The sequence below is a fragment of the Mycobacterium sp. ST-F2 genome (assembly GCF_001905655.1).
In the GTDB taxonomy this organism is placed as follows: Bacteria; Actinomycetota; Actinomycetes; order Mycobacteriales; family Mycobacteriaceae; genus Mycobacterium.
Genome location: NZ_JMHT01000066.1, coordinates 1 through 23,829 on the forward strand (window position 1 = coordinate 1; position 23,829 = coordinate 23,829).

Annotated in this window: 26 protein-coding genes; 11 read left to right on the forward strand and 15 right to left on the reverse strand. The window is 64.6% G+C overall.

Annotated features, from left to right (window positions below):
• Positions 1-29 precede the first annotated feature (29 nt).
• Positions 30-296, reverse strand: a complete 267-nt coding sequence (locus tag EB75_RS29415) for a hypothetical protein (protein ID WP_073697410.1) — start codon at positions 294-296, stop codon at positions 30-32.
• A 339-nt stretch (positions 297-635) separates the two neighbouring features.
• Between EB75_RS29415 and EB75_RS22090 the strand changes: the two genes are divergently transcribed.
• Positions 636-1,070: a hypothetical protein gene (locus tag EB75_RS22090; RefSeq protein WP_073697411.1), complete on the forward strand. Its 435-nt coding sequence runs from the start codon at positions 636-638 to the stop codon at positions 1,068-1,070.
• 336 nt (positions 1,071-1,406) lie between these two features.
• On the opposite strand, the gene EB75_RS22100 is transcribed toward EB75_RS22090, so the two are convergent.
• Positions 1,407-2,627: an MCE family protein gene (locus tag EB75_RS22100; RefSeq protein WP_073697412.1), complete on the reverse strand. Its 1,221-nt coding sequence runs from the start codon at positions 2,625-2,627 to the stop codon at positions 1,407-1,409.
• A gap of 158 nt (positions 2,628-2,785) precedes the next feature.
• On the opposite strand from EB75_RS22100, the gene EB75_RS22105 reads away from it, so the two are divergent.
• Positions 2,786-3,985 (forward strand): Kelch repeat-containing protein, encoded by a 1,200-nt coding sequence (locus EB75_RS22105; protein WP_073697413.1) that lies wholly within the window; start codon positions 2,786-2,788, stop codon positions 3,983-3,985.
• A gap of 3 nt (positions 3,986-3,988) precedes the next feature.
• On the opposite strand, the gene EB75_RS22110 is transcribed toward EB75_RS22105, so the two are convergent.
• The gene (locus tag EB75_RS22110; protein WP_073697431.1) at positions 3,989-4,585 is read right to left on the reverse strand and encodes a TetR/AcrR family transcriptional regulator; all 597 of its coding nucleotides are present in this window, start codon (positions 4,583-4,585) and stop codon (positions 3,989-3,991) included.
• Between the two features lie 220 nt (positions 4,586-4,805).
• On the opposite strand from EB75_RS22110, the gene EB75_RS22115 reads away from it, so the two are divergent.
• Both EB75_RS22115 and EB75_RS22120 read left to right on the forward strand, forming a co-directional pair.
• Positions 4,806-5,237: an MmpS family transport accessory protein gene (locus EB75_RS22115; protein ID WP_226522158.1), complete on the forward strand. Its 432-nt coding sequence runs from the start codon at positions 4,806-4,808 to the stop codon at positions 5,235-5,237.
• A complete protein-coding gene (locus EB75_RS22120) occupies positions 5,234-8,113 on the forward strand; it encodes an MMPL/RND family transporter (RefSeq protein ID WP_073697415.1) in 2,880 nt (959 codons plus the stop codon). The genes EB75_RS22115 and EB75_RS22120 overlap by 4 nt, the downstream gene beginning before the upstream one ends.
• 9 nt (positions 8,114-8,122) lie before the next feature.
• Here EB75_RS22120 and EB75_RS22125 read toward each other — a convergent pair whose 3' ends face one another.
• Genes EB75_RS22125 through EB75_RS22145 form a run of 5 tightly spaced genes read right to left on the reverse strand, consistent with a single transcriptional unit; the run spans position 8,123 to position 11,017 of the window.
• Positions 8,123-8,821 carry an MBL fold metallo-hydrolase gene (locus EB75_RS22125; protein ID WP_073697416.1) on the reverse strand — a complete coding sequence of 233 codons (699 nt, stop codon included), beginning with the start codon at positions 8,819-8,821 and terminating at the stop codon, positions 8,123-8,125.
• The gene (locus EB75_RS22130) at positions 8,821-9,849 is read right to left on the reverse strand and encodes an alpha/beta fold hydrolase (RefSeq protein WP_073697417.1); all 1,029 of its coding nucleotides are present in this window, start codon (positions 9,847-9,849) and stop codon (positions 8,821-8,823) included. The genes EB75_RS22125 and EB75_RS22130 overlap by 1 nt, the downstream gene beginning before the upstream one ends.
• On the reverse strand, positions 9,849-10,145 hold the full coding sequence (locus EB75_RS22135; RefSeq protein WP_073697418.1) for a DUF1330 domain-containing protein: 297 nt from the start codon (positions 10,143-10,145) through the stop codon (positions 9,849-9,851). Before EB75_RS22135 ends, EB75_RS22130 begins: the two co-directional genes overlap by 1 nt.
• A 9-nt stretch (positions 10,146-10,154) precedes the next feature.
• Entirely contained in the window at positions 10,155-10,451 is a 297-nt protein-coding gene (locus EB75_RS22140; RefSeq protein ID WP_073697432.1) for a DUF1905 domain-containing protein, read from the reverse strand.
• 2 nt (positions 10,452-10,453) lie between these two features.
• Positions 10,454-11,017 (reverse strand): hypothetical protein, encoded by a 564-nt coding sequence (locus tag EB75_RS22145; RefSeq protein ID WP_073697419.1) that lies wholly within the window; start codon positions 11,015-11,017, stop codon positions 10,454-10,456.
• A 147-nt stretch (positions 11,018-11,164) separates the two neighbouring features.
• Between EB75_RS22145 and EB75_RS22150 the strand changes: the two genes are divergently transcribed.
• Together EB75_RS22150 and EB75_RS22155 are read left to right on the forward strand one after the other, a co-directional pair.
• Positions 11,165-11,827 carry a helix-turn-helix transcriptional regulator gene (locus EB75_RS22150; RefSeq protein ID WP_168176097.1) on the forward strand — a complete coding sequence of 221 codons (663 nt, stop codon included), beginning with the start codon at positions 11,165-11,167 and terminating at the stop codon, positions 11,825-11,827.
• A 65-nt stretch (positions 11,828-11,892) separates the two neighbouring features.
• On the forward strand, positions 11,893-12,306 hold the full coding sequence (locus EB75_RS22155) for a DoxX family protein (protein WP_073697420.1): 414 nt from the start codon (positions 11,893-11,895) through the stop codon (positions 12,304-12,306).
• Positions 12,307-12,325: 19 nt separating this feature from the next.
• Here the strand turns inward: EB75_RS22155 and EB75_RS22160 are convergent, their stop codons facing one another.
• Entirely contained in the window at positions 12,326-12,817 is a 492-nt protein-coding gene (locus EB75_RS22160; RefSeq protein WP_073697421.1) for a universal stress protein, read from the reverse strand.
• A 221-nt stretch (positions 12,818-13,038) separates the two neighbouring features.
• Here EB75_RS22160 and EB75_RS22165 point away from each other — a divergent pair, with 221 nt between their 5' ends.
• A complete protein-coding gene (locus EB75_RS22165) occupies positions 13,039-13,692 on the forward strand; it encodes a VC0807 family protein (protein WP_073697422.1) in 654 nt (217 codons plus the stop codon).
• Here the strand turns inward: EB75_RS22165 and EB75_RS22170 are convergent.
• From EB75_RS22170 to EB75_RS22195, 6 genes are all read right to left on the reverse strand, one after another.
• Positions 13,670-14,503, reverse strand: a complete 834-nt coding sequence (locus EB75_RS22170) for a sugar phosphate isomerase/epimerase family protein (protein ID WP_073697423.1) — start codon at positions 14,501-14,503, stop codon at positions 13,670-13,672. The genes EB75_RS22165 and EB75_RS22170 overlap by 23 nt on opposite strands.
• Positions 14,500-15,498, reverse strand: coding sequence for a Gfo/Idh/MocA family protein (locus EB75_RS22175; RefSeq protein ID WP_073697424.1), 999 nt, complete (start codon positions 15,496-15,498; stop codon positions 14,500-14,502). Before EB75_RS22175 ends, EB75_RS22170 begins: the two co-directional genes overlap by 4 nt.
• Positions 15,498-17,000, reverse strand: coding sequence for a PucR family transcriptional regulator (locus EB75_RS22180; RefSeq protein ID WP_286150290.1), 1,503 nt, complete (start codon positions 16,998-17,000; stop codon positions 15,498-15,500). The genes EB75_RS22175 and EB75_RS22180 overlap by 1 nt, the downstream gene beginning before the upstream one ends.
• A 65-nt stretch (positions 17,001-17,065) precedes the next feature.
• Positions 17,066-18,433, reverse strand: a complete 1,368-nt coding sequence (locus EB75_RS22185; RefSeq protein ID WP_286150291.1) for a purine-cytosine permease family protein — start codon at positions 18,431-18,433, stop codon at positions 17,066-17,068.
• 111 nt (positions 18,434-18,544) lie between these two features.
• Positions 18,545-18,937, reverse strand: a complete 393-nt coding sequence (locus tag EB75_RS22190; RefSeq protein ID WP_073697426.1) for a hypothetical protein — start codon at positions 18,935-18,937, stop codon at positions 18,545-18,547.
• A gap of 9 nt (positions 18,938-18,946) precedes the next feature.
• A complete protein-coding gene (locus tag EB75_RS22195; protein WP_073697427.1) occupies positions 18,947-20,572 on the reverse strand; it encodes a GMC family oxidoreductase in 1,626 nt (541 codons plus the stop codon).
• Positions 20,573-20,771: 199 nt separating this feature from the next.
• On the opposite strand from EB75_RS22195, the gene EB75_RS22200 reads away from it, so the two are divergent.
• The 4 genes from EB75_RS22200 to EB75_RS22215 all read left to right on the forward strand — a co-directional run bounded on the left by EB75_RS22200 (position 20,772) and on the right by EB75_RS22215 (position 23,825).
• Positions 20,772-21,689 carry an NAD-dependent epimerase/dehydratase family protein gene (locus tag EB75_RS22200; protein WP_073697435.1) on the forward strand — a complete coding sequence of 306 codons (918 nt, stop codon included), beginning with the start codon at positions 20,772-20,774 and terminating at the stop codon, positions 21,687-21,689.
• Positions 21,690-21,711: 22 nt separating this feature from the next.
• The gene (locus EB75_RS22205; protein ID WP_286150292.1) at positions 21,712-22,512 is read left to right on the forward strand and encodes an SDR family NAD(P)-dependent oxidoreductase; all 801 of its coding nucleotides are present in this window, start codon (positions 21,712-21,714) and stop codon (positions 22,510-22,512) included.
• 18 nt (positions 22,513-22,530) lie between these two features.
• Entirely contained in the window at positions 22,531-23,310 is a 780-nt protein-coding gene (locus EB75_RS22210) for a creatininase (protein ID WP_073697428.1), read from the forward strand.
• 224 nt (positions 23,311-23,534) lie between these two features.
• On the forward strand, positions 23,535-23,825 hold the full coding sequence (locus EB75_RS22215) for a hypothetical protein (protein ID WP_073697429.1): 291 nt from the start codon (positions 23,535-23,537) through the stop codon (positions 23,823-23,825).
• The last annotated feature ends 4 nt before the right edge of the window (positions 23,826-23,829 follow it).

Consider the following 23,829-nt stretch of genomic DNA (forward strand, 5'->3'; position numbering starts at 1 on the left):
AACAAACCCGACTCTAATTCCGGGTGGACTCAGAATCGGGGACTCGCCACCGGCACTCCGCGGTTCGGATTGTGGATCGCGCTCACCTGACAGCGGTTCAGCGGCAACGAGCTGAGGCCGCTGACCCAGTTGATCGATACGGTGTATCCGTCGGAGCTCAATTCCTGAAGGATGATGTCGGCCGTTTGACTGCCCGGCGTCGGGTCCGACGCGGCCAGAGGCGCGCCCCCGAATGCCATCGCACCCATGAACGCGGCCAAACCGATGGTCCTCGGATGTCGCAATGAAGTCCGCATCTCGCTCCCCCTCTGCCGGTCGGGCTCCCCTGCGCCGCCGTAGATTTTGCACTGCCGTTAATTTGGAGTATATGGGAGATGTACAGTAGGTGAACGGAACGTTAAGTGAATTCATAGACAGCTGGCCGGTCCGCCGCCCCGTGTATGCGACCTGGTGCAGCGCACCGTGGACGAATGCCGCGGCCGGACAATATATTTCGATCAGCCAGCGAGCGACCGGGCGCCCGCAGACCCGGCGACACTCACCGGCGCCGAGCCCGTACAAATATTCAAGATTCCGTTAATTTTTGGCGAACAATAGATAGACTGCCGCTGAATTACACGATTGGGAGGATCGGTATGGCGAACAGCCGTTTGGTTTCGGCGATCGTGGCTGCAGGCGTTGTCTTGGCAGGCGGCGCAGCGGCTACGGCTTGGGCAGGGGGTCCGCCCGGCGTCACGGAAGACGCGGACGACGTTTCGGTGGCGGTCGGCACGGGTGAATTCCAAGGCGCCCTGGTTGGTTTCACCGCAACCGGTGACACCAACGAGGAGGCTTCGGCGGCAGTCATCGCGGCATGCAACGCCGCCGGCGGCGTCGAATGCACCAGTGACGAGGTGACCAATGATCGCCTCTGCATCGTTTCTGTGGGCGATGGCATCACCCACGTCGTCAGTGGTGGCGCCGGCGTCACCATCGAAGCCGCCCGTGACGACGCGTACAACCGCGCGGCAGCGGCTGGCACGCCATTCGGCGACGACGCCACCACCATTGTTGTATCGGCCTGCCCCTGATGAGCGAGCACATGTCAGTGCGTACCGCACACATCCAGACTGAGGGGAATGGACACATGCCGGGTCGATGCAAGGCAGCGTTACTGATGGCGAGTTTGGCTGTGGCGGCAGGTATTTCGGCCCCCGTCGCCAACGCACGTCCGACCTGCCAGGACACCTTCGCAAAAACCATCTGTTCGACGAACGGCAGCACGTCGATCAAGGCCCGGCCGGGCACTGTCGCGCCGCCCGCAAACCAACCCATGATGCCGTGGATCGGTATGCCGGGTCGGCGTCGCTGACAGCGAGCGATGACCCGTCTGAGCCTGGGCGGGTCATCGCAATCGTCGACGATTCCTAGGGATTGATCGTGCGCTCCCCTATCTGGCGGCCCCAGACGTAGTCGACGACCAACGGCGAGTTGAGTCCGATGTGGTTGTAGGGCGCGATCGAGGCGCCGATATCCATGACCATGTACGGCATCGGCAGGATGTCCTTGGTCACCTGCCAGCATCCGGGCCGGCCCATCGGACCACCCGAAGCGTTGATCCGCGGCAGATTGTCTGGATACACATACGGATTCGCGGCGCCGACCAACGTGCCGGGCCCTTCCAGCGAGTATCCGTTGCCTCCGATCGCCTTGGCCAGGGCTGGCGCGGCTCTCACGACACCCCTTAACGTGCAATCGAATTCGGGGCTGTACTCGTTCAACAGCCGAGCCGTCGCCTGGAGATCCTGTGCGCCTCGAACGAGGTACGGACCGCCGCGCTCGAAGCTGTCCGCGGCGGTGTCTCCGTATCCGACCGAGGCCATCAACGCCCGGTCCAGGTTCTCCCGCTGACTGTTGACCGTACGCGCCGCGGCAACCGTGCTCTGCAGGCCGTTCCAGAGGTCCGGCGAGGCGTTGGTGTACGCGTCCGCGAGGTCGGCGATGGCCACCGTGTCATGTCGAAAGGTGGACATCCGCGCGATGAAGTCGGCCAGGATGTCGTCGGCCTGGACCAGGGACCGCCCGAATTTGTCACCGAGGCCGTCGAGCGCCTGCGCCGCGGCGGTCAGCGTCGTGTTCACCTTGACCGGGTCGATCTGCTCGGAGAGCGCGGTGATGGTCTCGAACAATGTGTTGAATTCAGTGGTGACGCCGACGGCGTTGATCTGGTCACCAGCCCGCAGCCGCTGCGGTGACGGAGCTGTCGGTGAGGTGAAGGCGACGTACTTGTTGCCGAAGGCGGTGGTGGCTTGCAACCGCACATCGACGTTGCGCGGCAACGTGTTCAAGTATTTCGGGTCGATGTCGAGCGCCAGTCGGGCTTGCGGACTCCGGTCCTCACCGGTGACCGCGTCGGCTGCCCGCAATCGGCCGATCGGCACGCCGTTGTAGGTGACCTTCGAACCCGGGTCCAGCGACAGCCCGGCGCGGCTCGCCAGGACGTACAGCTCGGTCGAAGTCCGGAAGGAGCCGCGGAATTGGAACCAGATCAGCGTCAGCGCGATTGCCGCGGTCAAGGCAAGGATCGCGCCGGCAATCTTGTAGCGCGGCGTCCTGTCGGCGTTGATCGGCGCGCGCCCGTCCTCCATGAGCCGATGGTAGGGCGACGGAGCCGTTGGAGCAGGTCGACAAGCCCAGACCCGGATTGTCGAAACGTCAGCATCCAACGCACTGCCGAGCTTTGATTGACGTGCAGCGCTGAGGGCTGACACTGCGAACAAGTCGGGTCCGAGGGGAGATACGCGACATGCCATGGCAAACCAAACCCCCGCTGTCGGAGGAGAAGACGGGCCTCGCGGCCGTGACCACCGACGCACCGGCGCCGGAAACCGGATCGCGGATCTATGCGATCGGCGGGTGGACCGGCTTCAAGGATCTCGCCACCGTAGAAGTCTTCGACCCCGAGGCAAACATGTGGACGACCGCGGCGCCCATGCCGACGGCGCGCTTCGGCATGGGCGCCGCGGTGACATCCGGTCGTATCCATGTGGTCGGCGGTCACCAGAAGGACGTTGGAGTCTTGGCCACGCACGAGGTCTACGAGCCGGCCACGAACTCCTGGTCGCAAGCGGCACCCATGCCGACTGCCCGGTACTGGCTGGATGCGGCGACCGCTCCGGACGGGCTCGTCTACGCCATCGGCGGCCTCGGGTCCAACGCGTACAGCACCGTCGAGGCATACGATCCCGTTTCCGATTCGTGGACCACCAGAGCACCGATGCCGACCGGACGTCAGGGTTTGGCGACGGTTCTGGGCCCCGATGGGCTGATCTACGCGATCGCCGGATTCCACTCTCCCAACCTCTTCTCGATCGTCGAAACCTACGATCCCGCAACGGACTCGTGGAGTACCGCCCCTTCCCTTCCGAAGACGGTCAACTGGCTGGGGGCAGCGGTCGGACCCAACGGGCTGATCTATGCGATCGGCGGCAGCAGCCTTGGCAACAACGAATCACGACATGAGGTCTACAGCTATGACCCCGCCACGCCCGCCGCAGGCTGGTCGACCCGGGCCCCGCTCCTTACGGCACGGTCCGACCTGGCCGCGGCCACGGGACCCGACGGACTGGTGTACGCGATGGGCGGGAATCCCCAGGAGCCGGGACAAGGCTTCCAAGCCGGCGTCGAGGCGTATACGTTCGCCGCGAACGACGGGGTGTCGCTCGAGGGCCTCGATGTTGCCGACATCTTGAAGGATCTGGTCGGCAAGACGGTCGGCGGTGTCGACCGAGGCGGCGGCGGGGGCATCATCATTGGCGGGCACTACATTCCGATTCCGCCGCGCTCGCCGATCTGGGCGACGATTCTCCGAGCCGCCCGGCCCTACCTGGACCGCGGTGTCGAGAGCCGCCAGCTGGGTCAGATCGTCGAACAGCTGCAACGCCGGCCGGGGCAGGCAGTCAAACAGCCCGATCTCGGAGCTCGCGCCGTCCGGAAACAGCAGTAGCCCTTACTGTTTCCGGACGCCTTTGAGGCTGGGCAGCAAGACATCGTCGACCAGGATTCGTACGGTGTCCTCGGTCGGTGGCCGATCGGATACCAACGCCCGGAACACCAGGTATCCGGGGAGTAGATCGAAAATCTCTTCGTTGATGGCCGCGGAGTCGATCTCGCCACGCTCGACGGCCGCGGCGAGGACGCCGTCGATCACCAACTTGCGCTGAAGAACGAACTTCTCCTGCATCACCGCCTGCAGGCCCGGACTGTGGGACATCTCGTTGAGCACGGCCCGCATGGTCGGGGTGTGTTCATGGGCCTGCGCGCAGACGGACCGACCGATCTCCAAGAGATCTCCGCGCAGTGATCCCGTGTTGGGCGGGACCGCGGAATTGCGCGTGCCTTCGATGAAGGCGGCCAGCACGAGGTCCGCCTTCGACGGCCAGCGACGGTACATCGTCGCCTTACTGGCCTTGGCCTTGGTTGCCACCGCTTCAACGCTCAGACGGTCATATCCGTGCTCGCGCAGTAGTTCCAACGTGATCGCCAGGAGTTCGGCCTCGCGTTCACTCCACGGGCAGCCGGCGGTATCGCCCAAGCGGTCAGACATCACCACTCCCCTTCCGGCCTCACGCAGATGGAATACCAGAGTTACACCACGACGTTGCACTTGGCCGCGACATTGAGCGCAAGGTTTTGCCTACATGTCAACTCGGTTGCGATCGCGCGTACGGTACCGTACCGTTCTCTTTCACGGGACGAATCGACGATATTGCTTCGGCTGTTCGTCGACGGGGGCGTCGAAAGGCTTTGACTTGAGCAAGTTTTCGGTGAGCAAGTTGGCGCGCCGGCAGTGGATCGCCATCGTGGTGGTCGTGGTGATCGCCTTGGTCGCGTTCAGTGTCGACCGGTTGCGGGGCATCTTCGGTTCCGACAACGAGATCTCACGGCCCGGTTCAGAGGCCCTGGAGAACACCGGCTACAACCCGAAACGGGTGTTGTTCGAGGTGTTCGGTTCACCGGGATCCACGGCCACGATCAATTTCCTGGACATCAACGCACAGCCGCAGCGCGTCGAAAACGTCACCCTGCCGTGGTCGCAGGCCCTGACCACCGACGATCCGACGATGTACGCCGATCTCCGAGCGCAGGGTGATGGCAGCACCATCGGCTGTCGCATCACCGTCAACGGCATCGTCAAGGACGAAAGGTCCACGAACCACGTGAACGGTTACATCGCCTGCTTGGACAAGACGGCATGAGCGAGCATCGCAGCGACGCCGCCGTCGAGGGTGCCCTGCCGGCACGGCTCATCCGCAAGTTCGCACTGCCGATCCTGCTGATCTGGATCGCCATCGCCGGCGTTTCCAACACCATCTCGCCGCAGCTCGAAGTGGTCGGCTGGGAGCGTTCGGTCGGGCAGAACGCACCCGATGCGCCGGGCATTCTCGCGATGCGGCACATCGGCGAGGTCTTCCACGAATTCGATTCCGACAGTGCGGCAATGCTCGTGATCGAGGGCGACACGCCGCTCGGTCCGGAAGCCCACAACTACTACGACGGCTTGGTCAAGCGCCTCCAGGCCGACAAAGAGCACGTCGAGCATGTGCAGGACTTCTGGGGTGACCCGCTCACCGCCGGCGGCTCCCAGAGCAAGGACGGCAAGGCAGCTCTGACCCAGCTGTATCTGCGCGGTAATCAGGGCGAGGCGATGTCGAACATCTCCGTCGACGCCGTTCGCAAGATCGTCGCCGACGATCCGCCGCCGCCCGGTATCCGGGCGTACATCACCGGTGCTTCGCCGCTGGTGACCGACAACTTCGAAGTCGGTAGCGCCGGCACCAACGAGGTCACCGGTGTCACCTTCCTGGTCATCGGCATCATGCTGCTCTTCGTCTACCGCTCACTGGTGTCGATGGTCATCGTCCTGCTGACCGTCGCCATCGAACTCGCGGCGGCCCGCGGCGTCGTGGCGGTCCTCGCGCACGCCGGCGTCATCGGTCTGTCCACGTACGCGACGAACCTCTTGACCCTCCTCGCCATCGCGGCAGGCACCGACTACGCGATCTTCGTCGTCGGCCGCTACCAGGAGGCACGCGGCAAGGGCATGGACCGGATCTCGGCCTACCACGACATGTGGCATGGCACGGTGCACGTGATGGTGGGCTCCGGACTGACCATCGCCGGCGCCGTTGCCTGCATGCAGTTCACCCGGCTCCCCTACTTCCAGACGCTCGGCATCCCCGCCGCGCTCGGTGTCCTCGTGACGTTGGCCGCTGCGCTGACGCTGGGGCCGGCGGTGTTGTTGATCGCGACCCGATTCGGCCTGCTCGAACCCAAGGTCGCCCAACGGGCACGCGGCTGGCGCCGCATCGGCACCGCCATCGTGCGCTGGCCGGGGCCCATCCTGGTGGTGACCGGCGCGATCGCGCTCATCGGTGTGTTCGCGCTGCCCGGGTTCGAGGTGAGCTACGACAGCCGCCCGTACATCCCGGCCAGCGCACCCGGTGTCGTCGGCATGGAAGCCGCCGAACGGCACTTCACAGAGGCGCGCATCAACCCCGAGCTGGTGATGATCGAAGCCGATCACGACATGCGGAATCCGGCGGACATGCTGATCCTCGAGCGCGCCGCCAAGGCCGTGCTCCACACACCGGGAATCGCTCTGGTGCAGTCGATTACGCGCCCGCTGGGGACGCCGATCACGCACAGCTCCATCCCGTTCCAGATCAGCGCCTCGAGTGCCAGCCAGATCATGAACCTGGGCTACCAGAAGGACCGCGCCAACGACCTGCTCAAGCAGGCCAACGAGATCGACAACACCATCAGCGTCCTCAAGCAACAGCTGTCGTTGCAGAAGCAGAGCGCCGAGGCGACCCACGACCAGGTCGAGGCATTCCACGACACCGTCACAACGGTCAACGACCTGCGGAACAAACTCGCCGATTTCGACGACCAGTTCCGCCCGTTGCGCAACTACTTCTACTGGGAACCGCACTGCTTCGACATCCCCATGTGCGCGGCATTGCGGTCCGTGTTCGACTCGCTCGACGGCATCGCCGATCTCTCCGACAAGTTCGGCAACATCACCGCCAGCCTCGACAAGTTGGACGCCCTGCAGCCGCAGCTGGTGGCGCTGATCCCGCCGCAGATCGCGATCCAGGAGCGCAATCGCGAACTGACACTGTCGAATTACGCGACCACCGGTGGCACCAACGCCCAGAGCGATGAGGCCCTGAAGAACGCCACTGCCATGGGCAAGGCGTTCGACGACGCCAAGAACGACGACACGTTCTACCTGCCGCCCGAGGCCTTCGACAACGCCGACTTCAAACGCGGGCTCAAGCTGTTCCTGTCGCCAGACGGCAAGGCGGCGCGAATGATCGTGACGCACCAGGGCAATCCCGCCAACCCCGAGGCCATCCCGCACATCAACGCGATCAAGGACGCGGTGTTCGACGCCCTCAAGGCGACACCCATGTCAGACGCCAAGATCTACATCGCCGGTATCGGCTCCACCAACAAGGACATCCAAGAGGGCACCAAGTACGACCTGTTGATCTCCGCGCTGGCGGCAGTCGCGCTCATCCTGCTGATCATGGTGATCGTGACCCGCAGCATCGTGGCCGCGGCCGTCATCGTCGGTACCGTCGTGCTGTCCCTGGGCGCCTCGATCGGATTGTCGGTCCTGGTGTGGCAGTACATCTTCGGCATCCATCTGTACTGGGTCGTGGTGCCGCTCGCGATCATCCTGCTGTTGGCCGTCGGCGCCGACTACAACCTGCTGCTGGTGTCCCGGTTCAAAGAGGAGATGCATGCCGGCCTCAACACGGGCATCATCCGGTCGATGGGTGGCACCGGCAGCGTCGTCACAGCAGCCGGTCTGGTGTTCTCCGCAACGATGGCGGCGTTCATCTTCAGCCCGCTCGTGGGCCTCGGGCAGATCGGTACGACCATCGGTCTGGGTCTGCTGTTCGACACGTTGGTGGTGCGATCGTTCATGACACCGTCGATCGCCGCACTGCTGGGCAAGTGGTTCTGGTGGCCGCAGATCGTGCGCCAGAGGCCGGTTCCCGCCCAGTGGCCCCAGCCTGCGCAGAAGTCCGACGAGGACGAACTGTCGTTCAGCGAACGCTGAGCACCGCCCTCATCGGCTTGCCTGCGCGCGCAGCCATTGTTGTTGTCGCCGAACGAAATCGGCATCCACGACTGCCCCGTGACCGGGCACCAGAACTGCGTCCGGCCCGCCGGCGGCGAGCACCGCATCCAAGGTTTCCGGCCATGCCGTGACATCCGAGTGCTCGTCGATCGCAGGGTCGCCGGATTCCTCGACGAGGTCGCCACAGAACACCACAGTCCGTGGGCCGGGAACGACGACGATGAGGTCATGGTCGGTGTGTCCGGGTCCGGGGTGCATGACCGTTGCTGTTCGGCTGCCGAGATGCACTGTCATGCCCCGGGTCTCGTTGATTGACGGACGCAGGGCACGAAGCGTCCGGTCTATCTCCTCTGGGTCGGCGCCATACCCGATCGCGTCGTCACGGAGATGATCTCTCCCGGCGACGAGAATTTCGGCCACCTCCGGCGCGCAATGAATCTGCGCATCAGTGAAGTGGGCAATGCCGAGTACATGGTCGAAATGATGGTGAGTCAAGACAATCTGTCCAACTGGTTGACCGACGAGGGCGTGCACGTCCGCATCGATGGCGCGCGCCTCGGCCAACGTCGTACCGGCATCCACCATGAGCACGCCCGCGTCCCCCGCAATCACACCAACGGTCACGTCGAGAAACGGCAACCGGACCCGCCAAATACCCGCTGCCAGTGACTCCCAGCCGAAGTTCATCAACTCGTCCTGACGAGCGTCTCCTGCGCGGTCGGCAGCTGTGACCGTGATCGATCGAGGAACACCGGCGCGCCAGGCTCGTCACTCAGCGGACCCGGTGTTGCCGGCGACGCGTTCAACAACGCGGCTCGCAGGACCTGGACGAACTCCCTCGGCTGATCGTTCTGCAGGTAATGATTGGCTCGCGGCAGCAGCCAGAACTCGTTGTCGCCCGGCTTGGTCGAAAGGTAGCTGTCCCACACGTGGGACGCGACCCGTAGCGGCGACACTACATCGTAAAGGCCCCACACCACAGTCGTTTTGACCGTCATCGCGGCGAGTGCCTCGAGCCATTGCTGTTCGTGCTCAGCGCGTTCGACCAGATACTGGATGGTGTCGTGGATGACGGCCAGGCCGTCGTTCACCGCGAAGGTGTCGGCCAGTGCAGCGACGGTCGGATCGTCCAACCCGCGGCGCGGCGTGAACGTGGTCTGCCCCAAGCCGGCGGCGAGAATCTGAGGCGTGATGGCGGCGACCGTCGCGGGAGCCGTCTGCGGATCGAGGACGAGTCGCTGGAACTCGGTCAGGTTCGACAGCGGCAGGAAGATGTTGCCGTTGCTGAGAACAAGATTGGTCACTTCGAACGGTGTCTGTCCGGTGCTGCATCGGTGCGCGAAGGACAGGGCGACGCTGTCGCCGCGGTCGTGGGCCACGACGTCACCGTGGTGTGCGCCGAGGACGTCGACGAGGTAGTAGCCGAGCAATTCGCTGTCGCGCTGCAGGGTGTAACGCTGGCCTGTCGGCTTGTCCGAGAATCCGAAGCCGGGCAGATCCAGGACACAGACGCGGTGGCTGGCGCTCAGCGGTCCCGCCACGTCCTGCCAGTCGATGCTGCTGGTGGGAAATCCGTGAACCATCAGGAGAAGTGGCGCGTCCGGGTCGCCGAATTCGGCATGGAAGATGTTGAGCGCGGAACTATCCGGCTCCGCGGGGGTCCACTCGAAGTGGCTACCTGACTCGAGCCATTCCCGCGCGCGCAGTGACGTCATCAGGGCGCTCCGATGCCCTTGACCAGCAACACCACAGCATCGGATCCGGCCCGCCGATCCACCGAGATTTCCTGATATTCAGGGGAATTCGCCCATTCTTCGAACTGCTGCTCAGTGGGGAACGACATCAGTACCACCTTCTGGCGGTCCCAGTCCCCCTCGATCACCTGCGGCGCCTCATCTGCGGCAAGGATGGTTCCGGAGTATTTCGCGAACACTCCCATGAACCGGTTCTGATACCTGTCGTAGGCCGACCGGTCCGTAAACCGAAGCTGCGCAATGGCATACACCGTCATGGCGCCACATTAGCCGACGTCGGCGCGGTCAGTATCGAGAACCAATGCCACATGGACGCTGTGACCGTGCGACTTTCCTAGAGTCTTCATGATGTCCTTGAGGACGCCCAGCCGATGCTTACCGCCGTACGGCGCCAATGACCCGGTGTAGTCCACGATGTCGTCGAACCGGACCTTGACGGGCACCCGCGTACGCACACCGAAAAGGTCAATCGTGTTGAAGGGAAAGGTCACATATGCCCCGGGACCATCCGGGCGTTCGATGACAGCATCGAAGACAATCGGTCCGGGGTCGCGATACTGCACCGTCAGACACCGGTCCACGCGCTGGCGATCCGCTTGCCGATGTCGACGACCTTGGCCTTCTGAGCCTCGGGTGCATCGATGCGCCGGCCCACCTGCTTGGCGATCACGCGCTTGATCTCGGAGTCGACGTCCGCCACGATGCGCAGGAGTTCGCCGCGCAGCGTCTGGGACGTCACATTGACCGTGATGTCTTTGCGCTCAGGCTTGGGGATATCGATGATCAGTAGCAGCGGCTCCGCTGCGCGCGCGGTGGCGATCAACGCGATCTCGCCGGTCACCATGAACCGGGAGCGGTCGACGCGCAGGTCGATGAGTAGGTCGATGTCGAGGGGTATGCGGACGTCGAATGCGATCATGTCGCCCGCTCTACGCGTCACCACGGGTTGTTCGATGCTGACCCGCGCAGTGACCCGGGCGATCCCCGCCGGGCCGGCGGGAAACGGCCCCAGCTCGAAGGTATCGCCGGCCATGGAACCGAAGCCGTCGGCAACGCGGTCTTCGGTGACCGCGACCTCGAAGAATTTGCGGCCGAATTCCTCGTAGGTCGCAAAGTCGTGCGTGGACATACCCATCAGGTTCCCACGTTGGCCGCCCCGTAACCCTGGGTTTGCCAAAGCCGTGACCGGACGCGCCGTCCACTATCCTGCTGAAAAGGCCGACTGGTGGTGAGCATGGTTATCTCGTTCGCAGGCAGACCGTCAGACTCGCCGTACGTGGAGCAGGTCTGGAGTTCGCGCAGCACCGGCGGTGGACCGTTCGTGTCCATTGCCGAGGGGCGGCTGGAGCTGGTCGTCAGCCATCTGCCCGACGTGAGGATGGTGACCGTACGCGGACCGGAGACACGCGCCACCGTCGTCGATTGTCCGCCCGGTGGTGAATGGTTCGCTGTTCGTTTCCGTCCGGGTGTGCACATGCCAACGCTCCCCGCCGCCGCGCTGATGGACTTCCACAATGTCAATCTGCCTGTGGCCGAGGATGGCTCGTTCGTACTCGGTGACATCCGGTGGTCTGATATCCATGCCGAAAACGCCGAAGCCTTCGTGCACCGGCTCGTCCGCACCGGGTTCATCAGGCATGATGCCACCGTGGCCGCGGTTCTAGCCAACAGGCACCAGCCCTTGAGCCAGAAATCAGTGCAACGGCATTTTCGCCGGGCCACCGGCCTGACGCCCGGCATGTTTCGACGTATCGAGCAAGCCAGGCTGGCCACCGATCTGCTGCGCGGCGGGATCTCGATCCTCGACGCCGTGCACGAATGTGGTTACTTCGACCAAGCGCACCTCACCCGGTCTCTGCGCATCCTCGTCGGGCAGACGCCCGTACAGGTACAGCGGGGTACCGCGCAGCTGTCGTTTCTGTACAAAACAGGTCGCTGATCAACCGCCTACGCTCCATGCCAATCGGCACACATCCGGTGTGCGACAGAGCATCTGGGAGCGACATGACGAGCGATACGGCGATCCGCACCCGACGGAACCCGGTCTGGATCGGACGAGTGATGAGCGGCCTGGCGATCGGGTTCCTGCTGGTGGACGCGAGCATGAAACTGGTCGCTCCGGCGGTCGTCACCGACGCCGGCGCCCAGCTCGGCTTTCCCGGGACCGCCACCGCCCGCCAACTCGGGGTAATCCTGTTGATCTGCACGATTGTTCACGTCATCCCGCGAACCTCGGTGCTGGGCGCCATCCTGCTCACCGGATATCTGGGCGGCACGGTGGCCACTCAGATGCGCGTGCACGCCCCGGTATTCGGCTCAGTGCTCTTCGGTGTCTACCTGGGCGTGCTGATCTGGGGTGGTCTCTGGTTCCGGGACAACCGCATCCGGTCTCTGATTCCGCTGGCCGCCGATCGGTGATCAGCCGCGGGCAAGCTTCTCAGTCGACGGTGTGCACGATCAGGATGTCGATCTTGGCCTTGCGCGCGACGTCGGCAGGTACCGAGCCCAGCAGTCGACCTGCCGTCGAGGCCAGTCCGACATCGCCGACGACGATCAGGTCGGCGGCGATGTCTCGCGCCAATGTGGTCAGCGCTTCAACGGGCGCACCGATCACCGACCGCTCCACGATGTCCTGTGCGCCGGCACCACGTGCGAGTTCACTGGCGTCGTGGAGGATTTCATAAATGTGCGCGTCGCCGTGCAGCCGGTAGCCGCCTTCACGTCCCAAAGCGTCCTCGGCTCGTCGATCACTTGCCTTTTCCGGTGAGGCCGGTCGCGCCCAGCTGCCCTTGTCGACCTCATGGAAATGAGCCGTCGCGATGACCAGCTTTGCGCCCTGCTGTGCCGCGAACCTGGCGGCATGCTCGACAGCTTTCATCGACGAGTCGGACCCGTCGGTTCCAACGAGGACTGTCCGGTAAGTGCCCATGACTGTCTCCTTACGGGAATGGCGTCTTGACGACATTAGCGCGCATTGCACCGTTGACGTGGGCGTTTGACGCGTATCTCGGGTGCACTCCCCCAATCGGCGGACACCGAATTCCACCGTCACATCAGCCGGTCGCCGGACAGACCGGCCAACAGATGAACGGGACGCTGTAGGCATCGCAGCACTGCGACGCCACCGCCCCGTCCCGGAAGGACATCGACATGACCGCCATCGCCATCGACACCCTCGAACCGGAGCCGGTCGACCGCCCGGATGCCGCTGGTGCGGCCGCCAAACGGCGGGCCATCGTCAGGACGGTGCTCGAGGTCGGTACGCCGCTGGTGGCGTTCTACGGACTGCGTGCCACCGGGCATTCGGAGTACTTCGCACTCCTGGCCGCCACGATCGTCGCGGGTATCCCGGTGGCGTACGGCCTCGTCAAAGCACGTCAGCTCGACCCGTACTCCGGCTACCTGATGCTGATGTTCGGGCTGACCCTGGCGGTCGCGTTGGTGACCACCGATCCTCAACTGGTGCTTGCCGGACAGACGCTCGTCGGTGCCGTCGCGGCCGGAGTCTTCCTGGCGAGCTGCGTGATCGGCAAGCCCATGACACAGTTCGTCGCCGCCAGGTTCATGCCCGCCGAGACGGCTTCCACCGCGACCGCCGCACTGCATGCGTTGCACGTCCGGCTGAGTGCGGTGGTCGGCGTCGGCCTGGTGATTCAGGTGGCCGTCCTGCTGGGCATCATCTTCACGTTCCCCTTCGACGTCGCGAACGGCTTGGTCAACGTGGTCGGGTCCGTCATCGTCCTCGCCATCGGTGCGGTGGTGGCATTGATGGTCCGCCGCTTCAAGCAGTCGCTGGCCCGCTGATCCACCGCTGTAACAGGCCCTGCGTCGCTTCGACGCAGGGCCTGAGCCGCTCTGCGGGGCCGACACCCGCCAGTGCCAACGACCGTTGGGGTACTTCCAATCCGATGACGACGTCAGCGGGAAGTGCCGCGAGGATTTCCCGCAGGGGCAGTTCGCCCTCCCCCGGAACCATCCGTTCGAACATGGCTTCTTCGGCGTAGTTGTCGGTCTGCGGCGCCACCGTCGTGTCGCAGAGTTGGGCATAGCCGATCTGTCCGGGAGGGATGGTGGCGAGGTCGTGGGCGCCTGAACCGGAGCGGACCAGGTGCATGGTATCGATCACAAGGCGGACGTCCGGTCTCGAAACATGTTGGAGCACAGCCAGTGCCGTCGGCAGGTCCGCGATGGTCAGTCCCGGTACCGGTTCGACGACGGTCTCGATCTGCCGCTGCGCGGCCAGCTCCGCCAACGTCCCCACCTGGTCGACGGTCCGATCGAAATCGGGGTCGAGGCTGACGACGTTGATGCGGGGCACCCCCAGCTCGGCCATCAGGTCGAGATCCCCACTGAACGAACGCATGTCAGCATCGGGCAGCACCAGGAAGCCGTCACCCAACGAGATGCTCACACCGCGGAGGTCCATGGCGGCGAGCAGATCGGCCCGGAGCCGGCTGTCGTCTTTGAGGGAGAACTGCGGATAGCCCAGCGGCAGTACAGCGAAATTTCGCAGGAAGACGGTGATGTACCGGCACCCGAGATCCCCTGCGAGATCGACGAATTCGACTGGTGGCAAGCCGAAGACACTGAGCGCCTCGATGGCGAGGGGATTCACGCAGGCTCCCGCAGGGGCAGCCCCGCGGCCCGGTAGACGGCGTCGATGACGGTCATGTTCTCGACCGCGTCAGCGGGCGTGGTCTTGACCGGTGCGCCCCGCAGCACCGCCCCTGCGAACGCATCCAGCTGGTAGCTGTAGGACGCCCGACGCGGAAACCGTTCCACGCGTTTGCCGTTGGCGGTACGGACGGTGAGCCGGTGGTACAACTGGGGCAGTATGGGATTGAACACCCGCAGCTCGCCGTGTTCACCGATGACCTTCGCGCTCATCTCTACCAGGCTGGTCGACCACATGCTGCACCGCATTCTGCCGGTATGTCCTGCCGGATAACGCAATTCGGCCGTCATGGCCCGATCGACCTGCGAATCACGGAGTTTCGCCCGAGCGGAGACGACCTCGGGGGTGCCGCCGCCGAAGATGCGTGCCATGTGGATGGCGTAGCAACCGCCGTCCATGGTGGCGCCGCCGGCGAGCGCATAGTCGTACCGGATGTCGGAGAACTTGGGCAGCGGAAAGCACATGGCGGTCTCGACGTGCTGCAGCTTCCCGAGCTCGCCGGAGGCGATGATCTCCTCGACTCGTAGCGCCAACGGGTGGTAGCGGTAGTGGAAGGCCTCCATCACCACGCGGTCGGACGTGGCCGCGCGCTGCGCGATGCCCTTGGCCTCAACGGCATTCGCGGTGAACGGTTTCTCGCACAGCACGTGTTTACCCGCGTCGAGCGCGGCCCGGATCCAGCTGCCGTGCAGACCATTCGGCAGCGGGATGTAGACGGCATCCAGCTCGGGATCGGCGATCAGTTCGTCGTAGCTGCCGAATGCCCGGTCGATGCCGTGCTTGGCGGCGAACTCGGCCGCCCGCTCGGAGTCACGAGCGGCGACGGCGGCGACCACGACCTCATTGTTGTGCTTGGCCGGCTTGATGAGCGCCATCGGCGCGATACGGGCGGCGCCCAGAATGCCGATCCGCACCGGCGCTGCCGTCTTGGCCATCAGCTGTTGCCGCCCAGCAGATCTCGGGATCGCAGGGCCAGCCACAGCTGCGCGATGTCGGCAGTGTCGGTCAGATGCGCTCCGGTGAGTTCTTCCACCTTGTGGATGCGGTAGAGCACCGTCTGCCGGTGCACGTTCATGGCCTCGGCGGTGCGCTGCCATGACCGTTGGTTGGTCAGAAATGCCTCCAGTGTTTCGACCAGACCTGTCTTGTTCTGCGCGTCATGCTCGATGAGCGGACCCAACCACCGTTCGACCATGGCCTGGGCGTCGTCGACACCACCGACGCCCAACCACGATGTGGCACTGCCGTACCGAACCAGCTGTGCCTCGGTTCGTTGTGCGGTGCCCAGCGCCCAGGTCGCCTCACGCGCGGATTCCGCAGAGCGGCTCACCGATTGCAGCATCCGACTGGCACCGACCCGGGCACTCGGGCCGAGCGAGCCGACGATCGCCTCGACCCCGGCGTCCGAACCGGGAACGACCGCATGGGCGACACCCGACCGGTAGGCCGTCACGTGCGGAATTCGCCGGCGCCACAACGCAACATGGAGATCGCGCAGCCGTCGTTCATCGGAGCAGGTGGCCGAGACGAACACCGAATGCGCCGGGTCCAGTCCCAAGGACAGCAACTGCCGACGTCCGCTCCGGCGGTCGATGCTGCCGTCCATAAGTTGGGCTGTCAGCTCCGCACCGGAACGACGGGTGTGCTCGAGGGCCAGGTGGGTCTGGGACAGCTCGAGGGCCACGACCGTCGCCGCGTGCTGGATGAGGACGCCGTCGAGCGCCACACCGCCTTCACGGATCACGGCCAGCACAGCATTGTCGTGCGTCGGCACCTCGCCGACCAGAACCTCGACACCGCTGGGCGTCAGGACCGACCTGGCGCCGGCGACCAGGGTTCCTTGCGATGCCGTTCGGACGGTGGCCTTCACGTCCTCGGGAGGATGTGGACCGTCCGGGTGGTAGGCCTCGGCAGTGACCCGGTCACAGACGAACACCGGACACCGCAGTTCTTTCGTGAGGGCATCGGCGGTGCGGGACCGGGCCACGTCGCCACCGGTGGTGCGACGCAGAGCGTCGTAGATGCGTGCCGTGCGCATCAGGCGCTGGGATTGTTCGAGGAGCGTGGCCTCGGCGATGGCGCGTGAAATCGCCACGAACGGCATGGGATAACGGATCCAGAGGACCGGCAGCCCGAGGCGTTCACTGGCCTGGGTGAATCGCCCCGTGAGCTTCGGGCAGTACATCTGCTCACCGATGGCCAGCCCGCTGGCGCCGATCCGGTGCAGCTCGTCGATCAGGTGCTCCTGACCGTCGGCATCGGCGGGGAACGACATGCCGTTGGTCATCAACAGCTCACCGCCACTGACCCATTGCCATGGCTCGGGCAGGTCCGAGGTGTGCGTCCAGGTGACCTGACGGTCCAGACCTGCCTTGCCCGAATGCAGCCGAAGCTGCAGGTGCGGCATGTCCAACAACTCGCGAACCGTGATGCTCACCGATCAACCGTATCTCTCGGCGAGCATCACGGAACGCGATTGGCCGCTGGCCGGCCGTTGTCGGATTATGGCGTGACCTCCGCGACGACCGGAGCCGGAAGTACAGGAGCAGTGCGTTTCTGCCACAGCTTGATCAGGCCGAGGTAGATGAAGAAACTCACCACCGTGCCGACGACCCACGCGGTATCGATGCCACCGATCCTGTTGGCCACTGGTCCCGTGTAGATCGCCGTTGACATGAACGGGATTTGGATGACGAAGCCGAGGAAGTAGCTGAGGACAGCCGGCACGTTGAACGCGCCATAGCCACTCTTCGGATCACTGAACGAGGCCGGGTCGTAGTCGCCGTGCTTCACCATGTAGTAGTCGATCAGGTTGACGACGCTCCACGGGATCAGCAGGTACATCAGGATGCTGATGAAGTTGGAGTACTCGGCCAGGAAGTTGTCGGTCAAGCTGATGGCCGCGACGAAGACGGCAATCCCGATCACCGCCGCGACGACGTTGCGGGCCGACGACTTGGGCGACCATGTCAATTTGAAGGCCTGCATGCAGGTCAGCGTGCACAGCGACGATCCGTACATGTTGATGACGCCGGCATCGATGGCGCCGAAGAAGAACACCAGCATCACGAAGACGAAAATGGGACCCGGCATGATGCTCGACAGGTTCGCCAGCGAGGCATCAGCGCCCAAGCCGGCAACCAGGAGCGCACCGACGATCATCGCGCCGACAGCGCCGAAGAACGTACCAGAGTACGTGTACCAGAACGCAGCGCGCGACGAGGTGGACTTCGGCAGGTAGCGCGAGTAATCGGAGACATACGGCGCATATGACAGCTGCCAGATTCCGGCAACCGACGCCATGCTCAGGAAACCGATCCAATTGAACGAGCCACCGGCGCCGCTGCCGGGATCGTGATGCAGTGCGGCACTGGACGTATAGACCAAAGTGAGCACCAGGGCCACAGCGGAGACCAATACCATCACCCGGTTCAGCCGGAGGATCAGCTGGTAGCCGATCACCACGGTGACCACGGTGAGCAGGGTGCTGATGGCAACTGCGGCAGTGGGATTCAGCGATGTGAAGACCGCGCACAGAGTCTGCTGCGCCAACACCATCAGAGCGACGATCCAGCCGATATAGGCGAATATCACCACCACAATGACCAAGAGCGAACCGTACATGCCGAATTGCGCGCGCGCCTGAATCATCTGCGGGACACCGAGTCCCGAACCCTGCACCGAATGCAGGGCCATGAACACCGCGCCGATGGCACTGCCGACGATGACGGCGATGATGGTGGATTTGACGTCCAGTTTGTAGATCGTCGGTCCGAGCAGGCCGGTCACCACGGCGAGCGGAATGATCTGGACCGTGAACCAGAATGAGAAGAGATGACGCACTTTTCCGGTGCGCTGCGATTCGGGCACCGGCTGAATTGTCAGAGTTTCGACCCTCGAGCCACTGTCATGCGGCATGGGACACGTCCTTATACGTTGGGGTGGTGGTGGTTTCAGATTGTTCTGTGCAGAACGGCAGGATCAGCGGATGACGAAGCCGCGGTCGACAACGCTCTCGAGCATGTCGATGTAGGTGTCCATGTCTTCGCGCGCGGCGCGCGGCGCAGCATCGTAGGGCATGGCGGATTTGACTGCGGGACTGAGGAAGTAGGCCCCCGCAGCCAGGACAGTGAGCGCCTCGAACTGCTCGGGCTGGCCGACCGCGAGATCGTCCAGTGCGGCCTCGGGGTCCTTTCCGATGCTGGCATCCAGCGCCGCGGTGAGATCGTCGACGAGGTCATGCCGATATCGCAGGACCTGGTCCAGCAGAGCGCCGGAGACCTCGGCCGTGGTGGCCGAAGGCATGGTGTCGCTGGCTGGGATGAGCGCTTCGGCCAAGGTGGCGAACACCTGGCGCTGTTCGGAAGTGAGCATGGGTCTTCCTCAGAATGCCGTGGGGATACTGGAACGGGTTTCGGCCAGATGCCGCATGGAGCGCAGGGCAACGGCCATGATCGTGGCGGTGGGGTTCATGCCGGTCGAGGTGACCATGGTGCTGCCGTCGATGATGAACAAGTTCGGGACGTCGTGGGTGCGGCACCATTCGTCGACGACCGAGGTGGCCGGGTCGGTGCCCATCTTCGTGGTGCCGAGCAGGTGCCAGGCACTGTGCCGGACGACCGGAACCGGGTGTACCTCAACGGCGCCGGCGGCTTCGTGGGCTTCCATGGCGCGGGCGACGTTGAAGTCGAGCATCCGCTGGCAGTTCTCGCCGATCTCGTAGTGGATCTTGGCGGCGGGGATGCCGTCGGAGTCGGTGACGTTGGGATCCAGTGTGACCGTGTTGGATTCGTCGGGCAGGTCTTCGGTGGTGATACCCCACTCGGTGTACCGGCCGAACGTCTTCTTCAGATGCGGATGGAAATTGGCGCCGAATTTGTCCCGCCAGTTGTCACCGGGCTCCCACAGGGTCTGGGCCAGCGGACCGCCGGTGGGCATGAGGTTCCACTTCGCGCCGCGTACGAATCCACGGTTGGTGTCGGTCTCGTAGAACTGCAGTGACTGCAGCGCCTGGCCGGCCGGTCCGAGCCAGGTCTCCATGTCCTCGTCGTAAGCGCCGTACACCGAGGCGTACGGGTGGGTCATGAGCCGCTTGCCGACCAGGCCGGACGAGTTGGCCAGACCGTCGGGCGCCGAGTTCAGGAGCAGACGCGGCGTGCCGATTCCGTTGGCCGCCAACACTGTTACCCGTGCGCCCTGGTGCTGCAGGGTGCCGTTGCGGTCGATGTATTCGGCGCCGGTGACCAGACCCTTCTTGTTCATGGTCAGACGGCTGACCCGGGCGCCCGTGACCAGGCGCACGCCGAGCTTGATGGCGTCGCGCCAGTGCGTGATGTCGGTGCTGGCCTTGGCGCCGACCGGGCAACCGGACTCGCAGGCGCCGTACCGCTGGCAGGCTTCCTGGTTCTTGTACTTGCGCGAGGCGATGGCGTTGGGCGCGGGCCACCAGTGCCAGCCGAGCTTGTCCATGCCCTTGGCGGCGACCAGGCCGTACTTGCCGATCGGCAGCGGCGGCAGCGGGAAGGTATGGGAGTCAGGGTAGGCCGGATCGCCTTCCAGACCGGAAGCCCCGATGTGGTGAGTGACTTCATCGAGGAACGGCCGCAGGTCTTCGTAGGTGAACGGCCAGTCCTCGGCGACACCGTCCAGGGTCTTGACCCGGAAATCCGACGGCATGGGGCGTACCCAGTGTCCGGAGAACATGATGGTGCTGCCACCAACTCCGTTGAACATCAACGGTTCTACGGGGCTCTCGCTGCTGTCGATCGGGTAGTCGGCCTGGTTCTGCCGCACGTTGGGGCTGGCGTTCCACTGCTTCAGCCGGGTAAGTTCCCATTCGGGCTTGCCGGCAGTGAAGTCGTCGGGAAGATTCCAGCCACCCTGTTCCAGGCAGACGACCTTGAGGCCTTGCTGCGCCAGTTCGAGGGCGGCTACGCCACCGGAAGCGCCGGCTCCCACGATCAGGACGTCGGGCTCGTCATCGATGTTTTGTGTGTTCACCAGTCGCACTCCCAGTCGGTCACATCTGTGGATCAATGATGCGTGGATCACACCTGCGGCGTGCCCTCGAATCCGCACAAGCCCGAGAAGGTGACTTGTGCAATCGCACAAGGACAGGAAACAAGCCTCGACTGTTCGTCCGTTGCCGCCCGCTGAGCTCGACGGCAATGTGATCACCACGGCAAACGCCAAGGAAAAGGATGATGCGATGACCACACTCGTCACCGGCGGCCGCGGCTTCGTCGGCCGCCACCTGGTGGACCAACTGCTGGCCGACGGCGAGCAGGTCATCATGTACAACCGCGACTACTCCGTTGACCCCCGAGCCGGAGTAGTCGCGGTCCTTGGCGAGCTGTTCGACATCCCGCGTCTGACCGAGACCCTGCGCGCCCACAAGGTGGACCGCATCATCCACACCGCCGGCCAGAGCCACCCGGCCCTCTCGATCGAACTGCCGGTCACCACGTTCGCCGCGAATGCCGATGGCACCCTTGCGGTTTACGAAGCCGCGCGGATGACGGGCGTGCGCCGCATCGTGTTCTTCTCCTCGGAATGCGCCCTCGGCAACATCACCGAGCCGGGGCCCGTCACCGAGGATGTCAAACCCGCACCCACCACGGTGTACGGCGTGACCAAGGTGGCCGGCGAGCTGCTGGGTAGCGCCTACAACTCGCTGTACGGCATGGAGGTCGTGTCGCTGCGCATCACCGAGGTGTACGGCCCCGGCCTGTGGATGCCCAGCCTGCTCGGAGACATGATCCGCGCCGGCCTGCGTGGTGAGACCTTCAAACTCGAATCCGGCGGTGACCACGGCTTCCAGTTCGTCCACGTCGAGGACGTCGCCACGGCAGCGCGGCTGGCCTCCACCACCGCGACCCTGACTCAGCAGGCCTACTTCGTCTCGGGCGGCGACCGGATGACGGTGTTCGAGACCGCCGAATTACTGAAGAAGTACCTGCCGGATGCCCGCTTCGAGATCGGCCCCGGCTACCTGCCCGACTGGGATCGTCAGGTGCAGTTCGATCTGTCCCGCACCTCCCGCGACCTCGGCTATGTGCCGGCGTGGGAGCTGGAAAAGGGCCTGCAGTCACAGATCGAGTGGATCCGATCCACCGAGCAGTTCTGACGGACGAAAGGGACGACGCTTCATGGGCATGATGACGAACCGCATCGCTCTGGTGACCGGGGCCTCCTCGGGCATCGGGTTGGCCACGGCCACGACACTGGCCAGGGAGGGCGCCGACGTTGCCGTACTCGCCCGGCCGGAAGATGACCTGTCGGAGGCCGTGCGCCAGGTGACGTCACATGGCCGGCGCGCGCTTGCGGTGAGTGTCGACGTGCGTGATTCCGCCGCGGTCCGCGCGGCGTTCGAGCGCGCCGAAGCCGAGCTGGGGCCGATTGACGCGGTGCTCAACAACGCCGGAATCTCGCGTGTCGCACCACTTGTCGATACCACAGACCAGGATTTCGACGACCTGATGGCGATCAACGTCGCCGGATCGTTCTACGTGTTGCGTGAGGCCGCCCGCGTCATGCAACCGCGAGGTGCGGGCGCGATCGTCAATACCGGCTCCGAACTCGCCCTGATGGGCCAGCCCGGCTTCGTCGCCTACACCGCCACCAAAGGTGCCATCGTCGCGATGACCCGCAGTGCCGCAGCGGAATTGGTGTCGTGGGGAATCCGCGTGAACTCGGTGTGCCCCGGCACGACCCGCACACCGCTGCTCATGGTCGAATTCTCCGGCAGTGCCGATCCTGAGGCCGAGATCGCCGAGATTGCCTCCAGCGTCGCTGCCGGACGGTTCGGCGAGCCGCAGGAGATCGCCGAGGCCGTGGTGTTCCTCCTGTCCGACCGGGCCAGCTATGCGGTGGGCACGCACCTCGTCGTCGATGGTGGACGCTCCACCTGCATCCCCGCCGGCAACATCGGCATCTCCCAGACCGTTTGACCCGCAAGGAGTTTCGACATGACTGAGCAGAAGCGGACCCGGCTGTACCGCGAGATGACCTGGCCGGAGATCGCCGAGGCCGCCCGCGCCGACATCCCGGTCGCCATTCCGATCGGTTCCACGGAGCAGCACGGCCACCACCTACCGGTCTGCACCGACTGGCTGATCCCCGAGAAGCTGCTGGAGGCCGCCAGCGAGCGGACCGACCTGATCGTCGGACAGTTCGTGCCGTTCGGCTACCGCAGCCGACCGGGAAGCGGTGGCGGACAACATATCCCGGGCACCCTGTCCCTGCGGGCGACCACTTACATTGCGCTGCTCGAGGACATCCTCAGCGAGCTGAAGCGCGCCGGCTTCCGCAACATCGTGCTGTACAACTGGCACTACGAGAACAGCGGCTTCATCTACGAGCCGGCGTTCCTGATCTCCGAGAAGCACCCGGAGCTGAAGATCCTCGTGATGGAGGATGCCAACCCGGACTTCACCGCCGACCGCCAGCACGCCATCTGGCCCGACGGCTTCCCGGGGCTGGCTCTGGAGCATGCCGCCGTCATCGAAACGTCGCTGCTGCTGCACCACGCGCCGCACCTGGTACGCCCCGAGCACATCAAAGCCGACTCCCCCGAACGCGTCGTCAACTACGACGTCCTGCCGATCGACACCCGCATGTCGACGGCAAGCGGCACGCTCTCCTCCCCCGAGGCCGCCAGCGCCGAGAAGGGCAAGATGCTGACCGAGTGGATGGTCGACCGGCTGGTGGCGATCCTGGACGAGGAGTTCGGGGACCGCCGCAGCTGAGCCCGGGCGTGTCGCCGCTCTCTGGGACATGTCGGGCTGGGACCTATCACCAATCGCTGACATTGTCAGCGATTGGTGACGATGTCAGCCATTGCTGACGGCTCCCAGCGCGGACCCGGCATGAGAGAGGTGGCGACAGCACGTTCCGGAACGGACTTGTCGGCCCCGGTAGGCATACTCGCCGCAGGCTCTCCGCAAGTTGTTTGGTCCGGAAGGAACACGACATGACCTCACCGGGTGAGCGTTTGTGGTTCGAGCCCAAGCTGCGCCGTGGCAGTGACGCCGAGATCGAAGCCGCCGCCCGCGCGTACCGAGAGGCGAAGGGCATCGAAGACGACGATGACGATTGGTCATTCGAGGACGAGCCGGCACCACCTGACCCGATCGCCGCCGACGTCTTCGGCGGCATCAGCCGACGGTCGCTGGCTCAGGCAAGTGTCAACTCGCATCTTGGCCCACGCACAAGGGCAGGGTCTGCTGCACGATCAGGTGACAGTTTCGGTCACGCGGCCTGACTGG

Coding starts and splice junctions, on each gene's coding strand:
- EB75_RS22210 (WP_073697428.1), top strand. CDS start 22,531: ATGACTGAGCAGAAGCGGACCCGGCTGTACCGCGAGATGACCTGGCCG.
- EB75_RS22100 (WP_073697412.1), bottom strand. CDS start 2,627: ATGGAGGACGGGCGCGCGCCGATCAACGCCGACAGGACGCCGCGCTAC.
- EB75_RS22175 (WP_073697424.1), bottom strand. CDS start 15,498: ATGGCCAAGACGGCAGCGCCGGTGCGGATCGGCATTCTGGGCGCCGCC.
- EB75_RS22120 (WP_073697415.1), top strand. CDS start 5,234: ATGAGCGAGCATCGCAGCGACGCCGCCGTCGAGGGTGCCCTGCCGGCA.
- EB75_RS22215 (WP_073697429.1), top strand. CDS start 23,535: ATGACCTCACCGGGTGAGCGTTTGTGGTTCGAGCCCAAGCTGCGCCGT.
- EB75_RS22160 (WP_073697421.1), bottom strand. CDS start 12,817: ATGGGCACTTACCGGACAGTCCTCGTTGGAACCGACGGGTCCGACTCG.
- EB75_RS22090 (WP_073697411.1), top strand. CDS start 636: ATGGCGAACAGCCGTTTGGTTTCGGCGATCGTGGCTGCAGGCGTTGTC.
- EB75_RS22135 (WP_073697418.1), bottom strand. CDS start 10,145: ATGACGGTGTATGCCATTGCGCAGCTTCGGTTTACGGACCGGTCGGCC.
- EB75_RS22205 (WP_286150292.1), top strand. CDS start 21,712: ATGGGCATGATGACGAACCGCATCGCTCTGGTGACCGGGGCCTCCTCG.
- EB75_RS22190 (WP_073697426.1), bottom strand. CDS start 18,937: ATGCTCACTTCCGAACAGCGCCAGGTGTTCGCCACCTTGGCCGAAGCG.
- EB75_RS22105 (WP_073697413.1), top strand. CDS start 2,786: ATGCCATGGCAAACCAAACCCCCGCTGTCGGAGGAGAAGACGGGCCTC.
- EB75_RS22165 (WP_073697422.1), top strand. CDS start 13,039: ATGACCGCCATCGCCATCGACACCCTCGAACCGGAGCCGGTCGACCGC.
- EB75_RS22145 (WP_073697419.1), bottom strand. CDS start 11,017: ATGTCCACGCACGACTTTGCGACCTACGAGGAATTCGGCCGCAAATTC.
- EB75_RS22110 (WP_073697431.1), bottom strand. CDS start 4,585: ATGTCTGACCGCTTGGGCGATACCGCCGGCTGCCCGTGGAGTGAACGC.
- EB75_RS22200 (WP_073697435.1), top strand. CDS start 20,772: ATGACCACACTCGTCACCGGCGGCCGCGGCTTCGTCGGCCGCCACCTG.
- EB75_RS29415 (WP_073697410.1), bottom strand. CDS start 296: ATGCGGACTTCATTGCGACATCCGAGGACCATCGGTTTGGCCGCGTTC.
- EB75_RS22125 (WP_073697416.1), bottom strand. CDS start 8,821: ATGAACTTCGGCTGGGAGTCACTGGCAGCGGGTATTTGGCGGGTCCGG.
- EB75_RS22155 (WP_073697420.1), top strand. CDS start 11,893: ATGACGAGCGATACGGCGATCCGCACCCGACGGAACCCGGTCTGGATC.
- EB75_RS22130 (WP_073697417.1), bottom strand. CDS start 9,849: ATGACGTCACTGCGCGCGCGGGAATGGCTCGAGTCAGGTAGCCACTTC.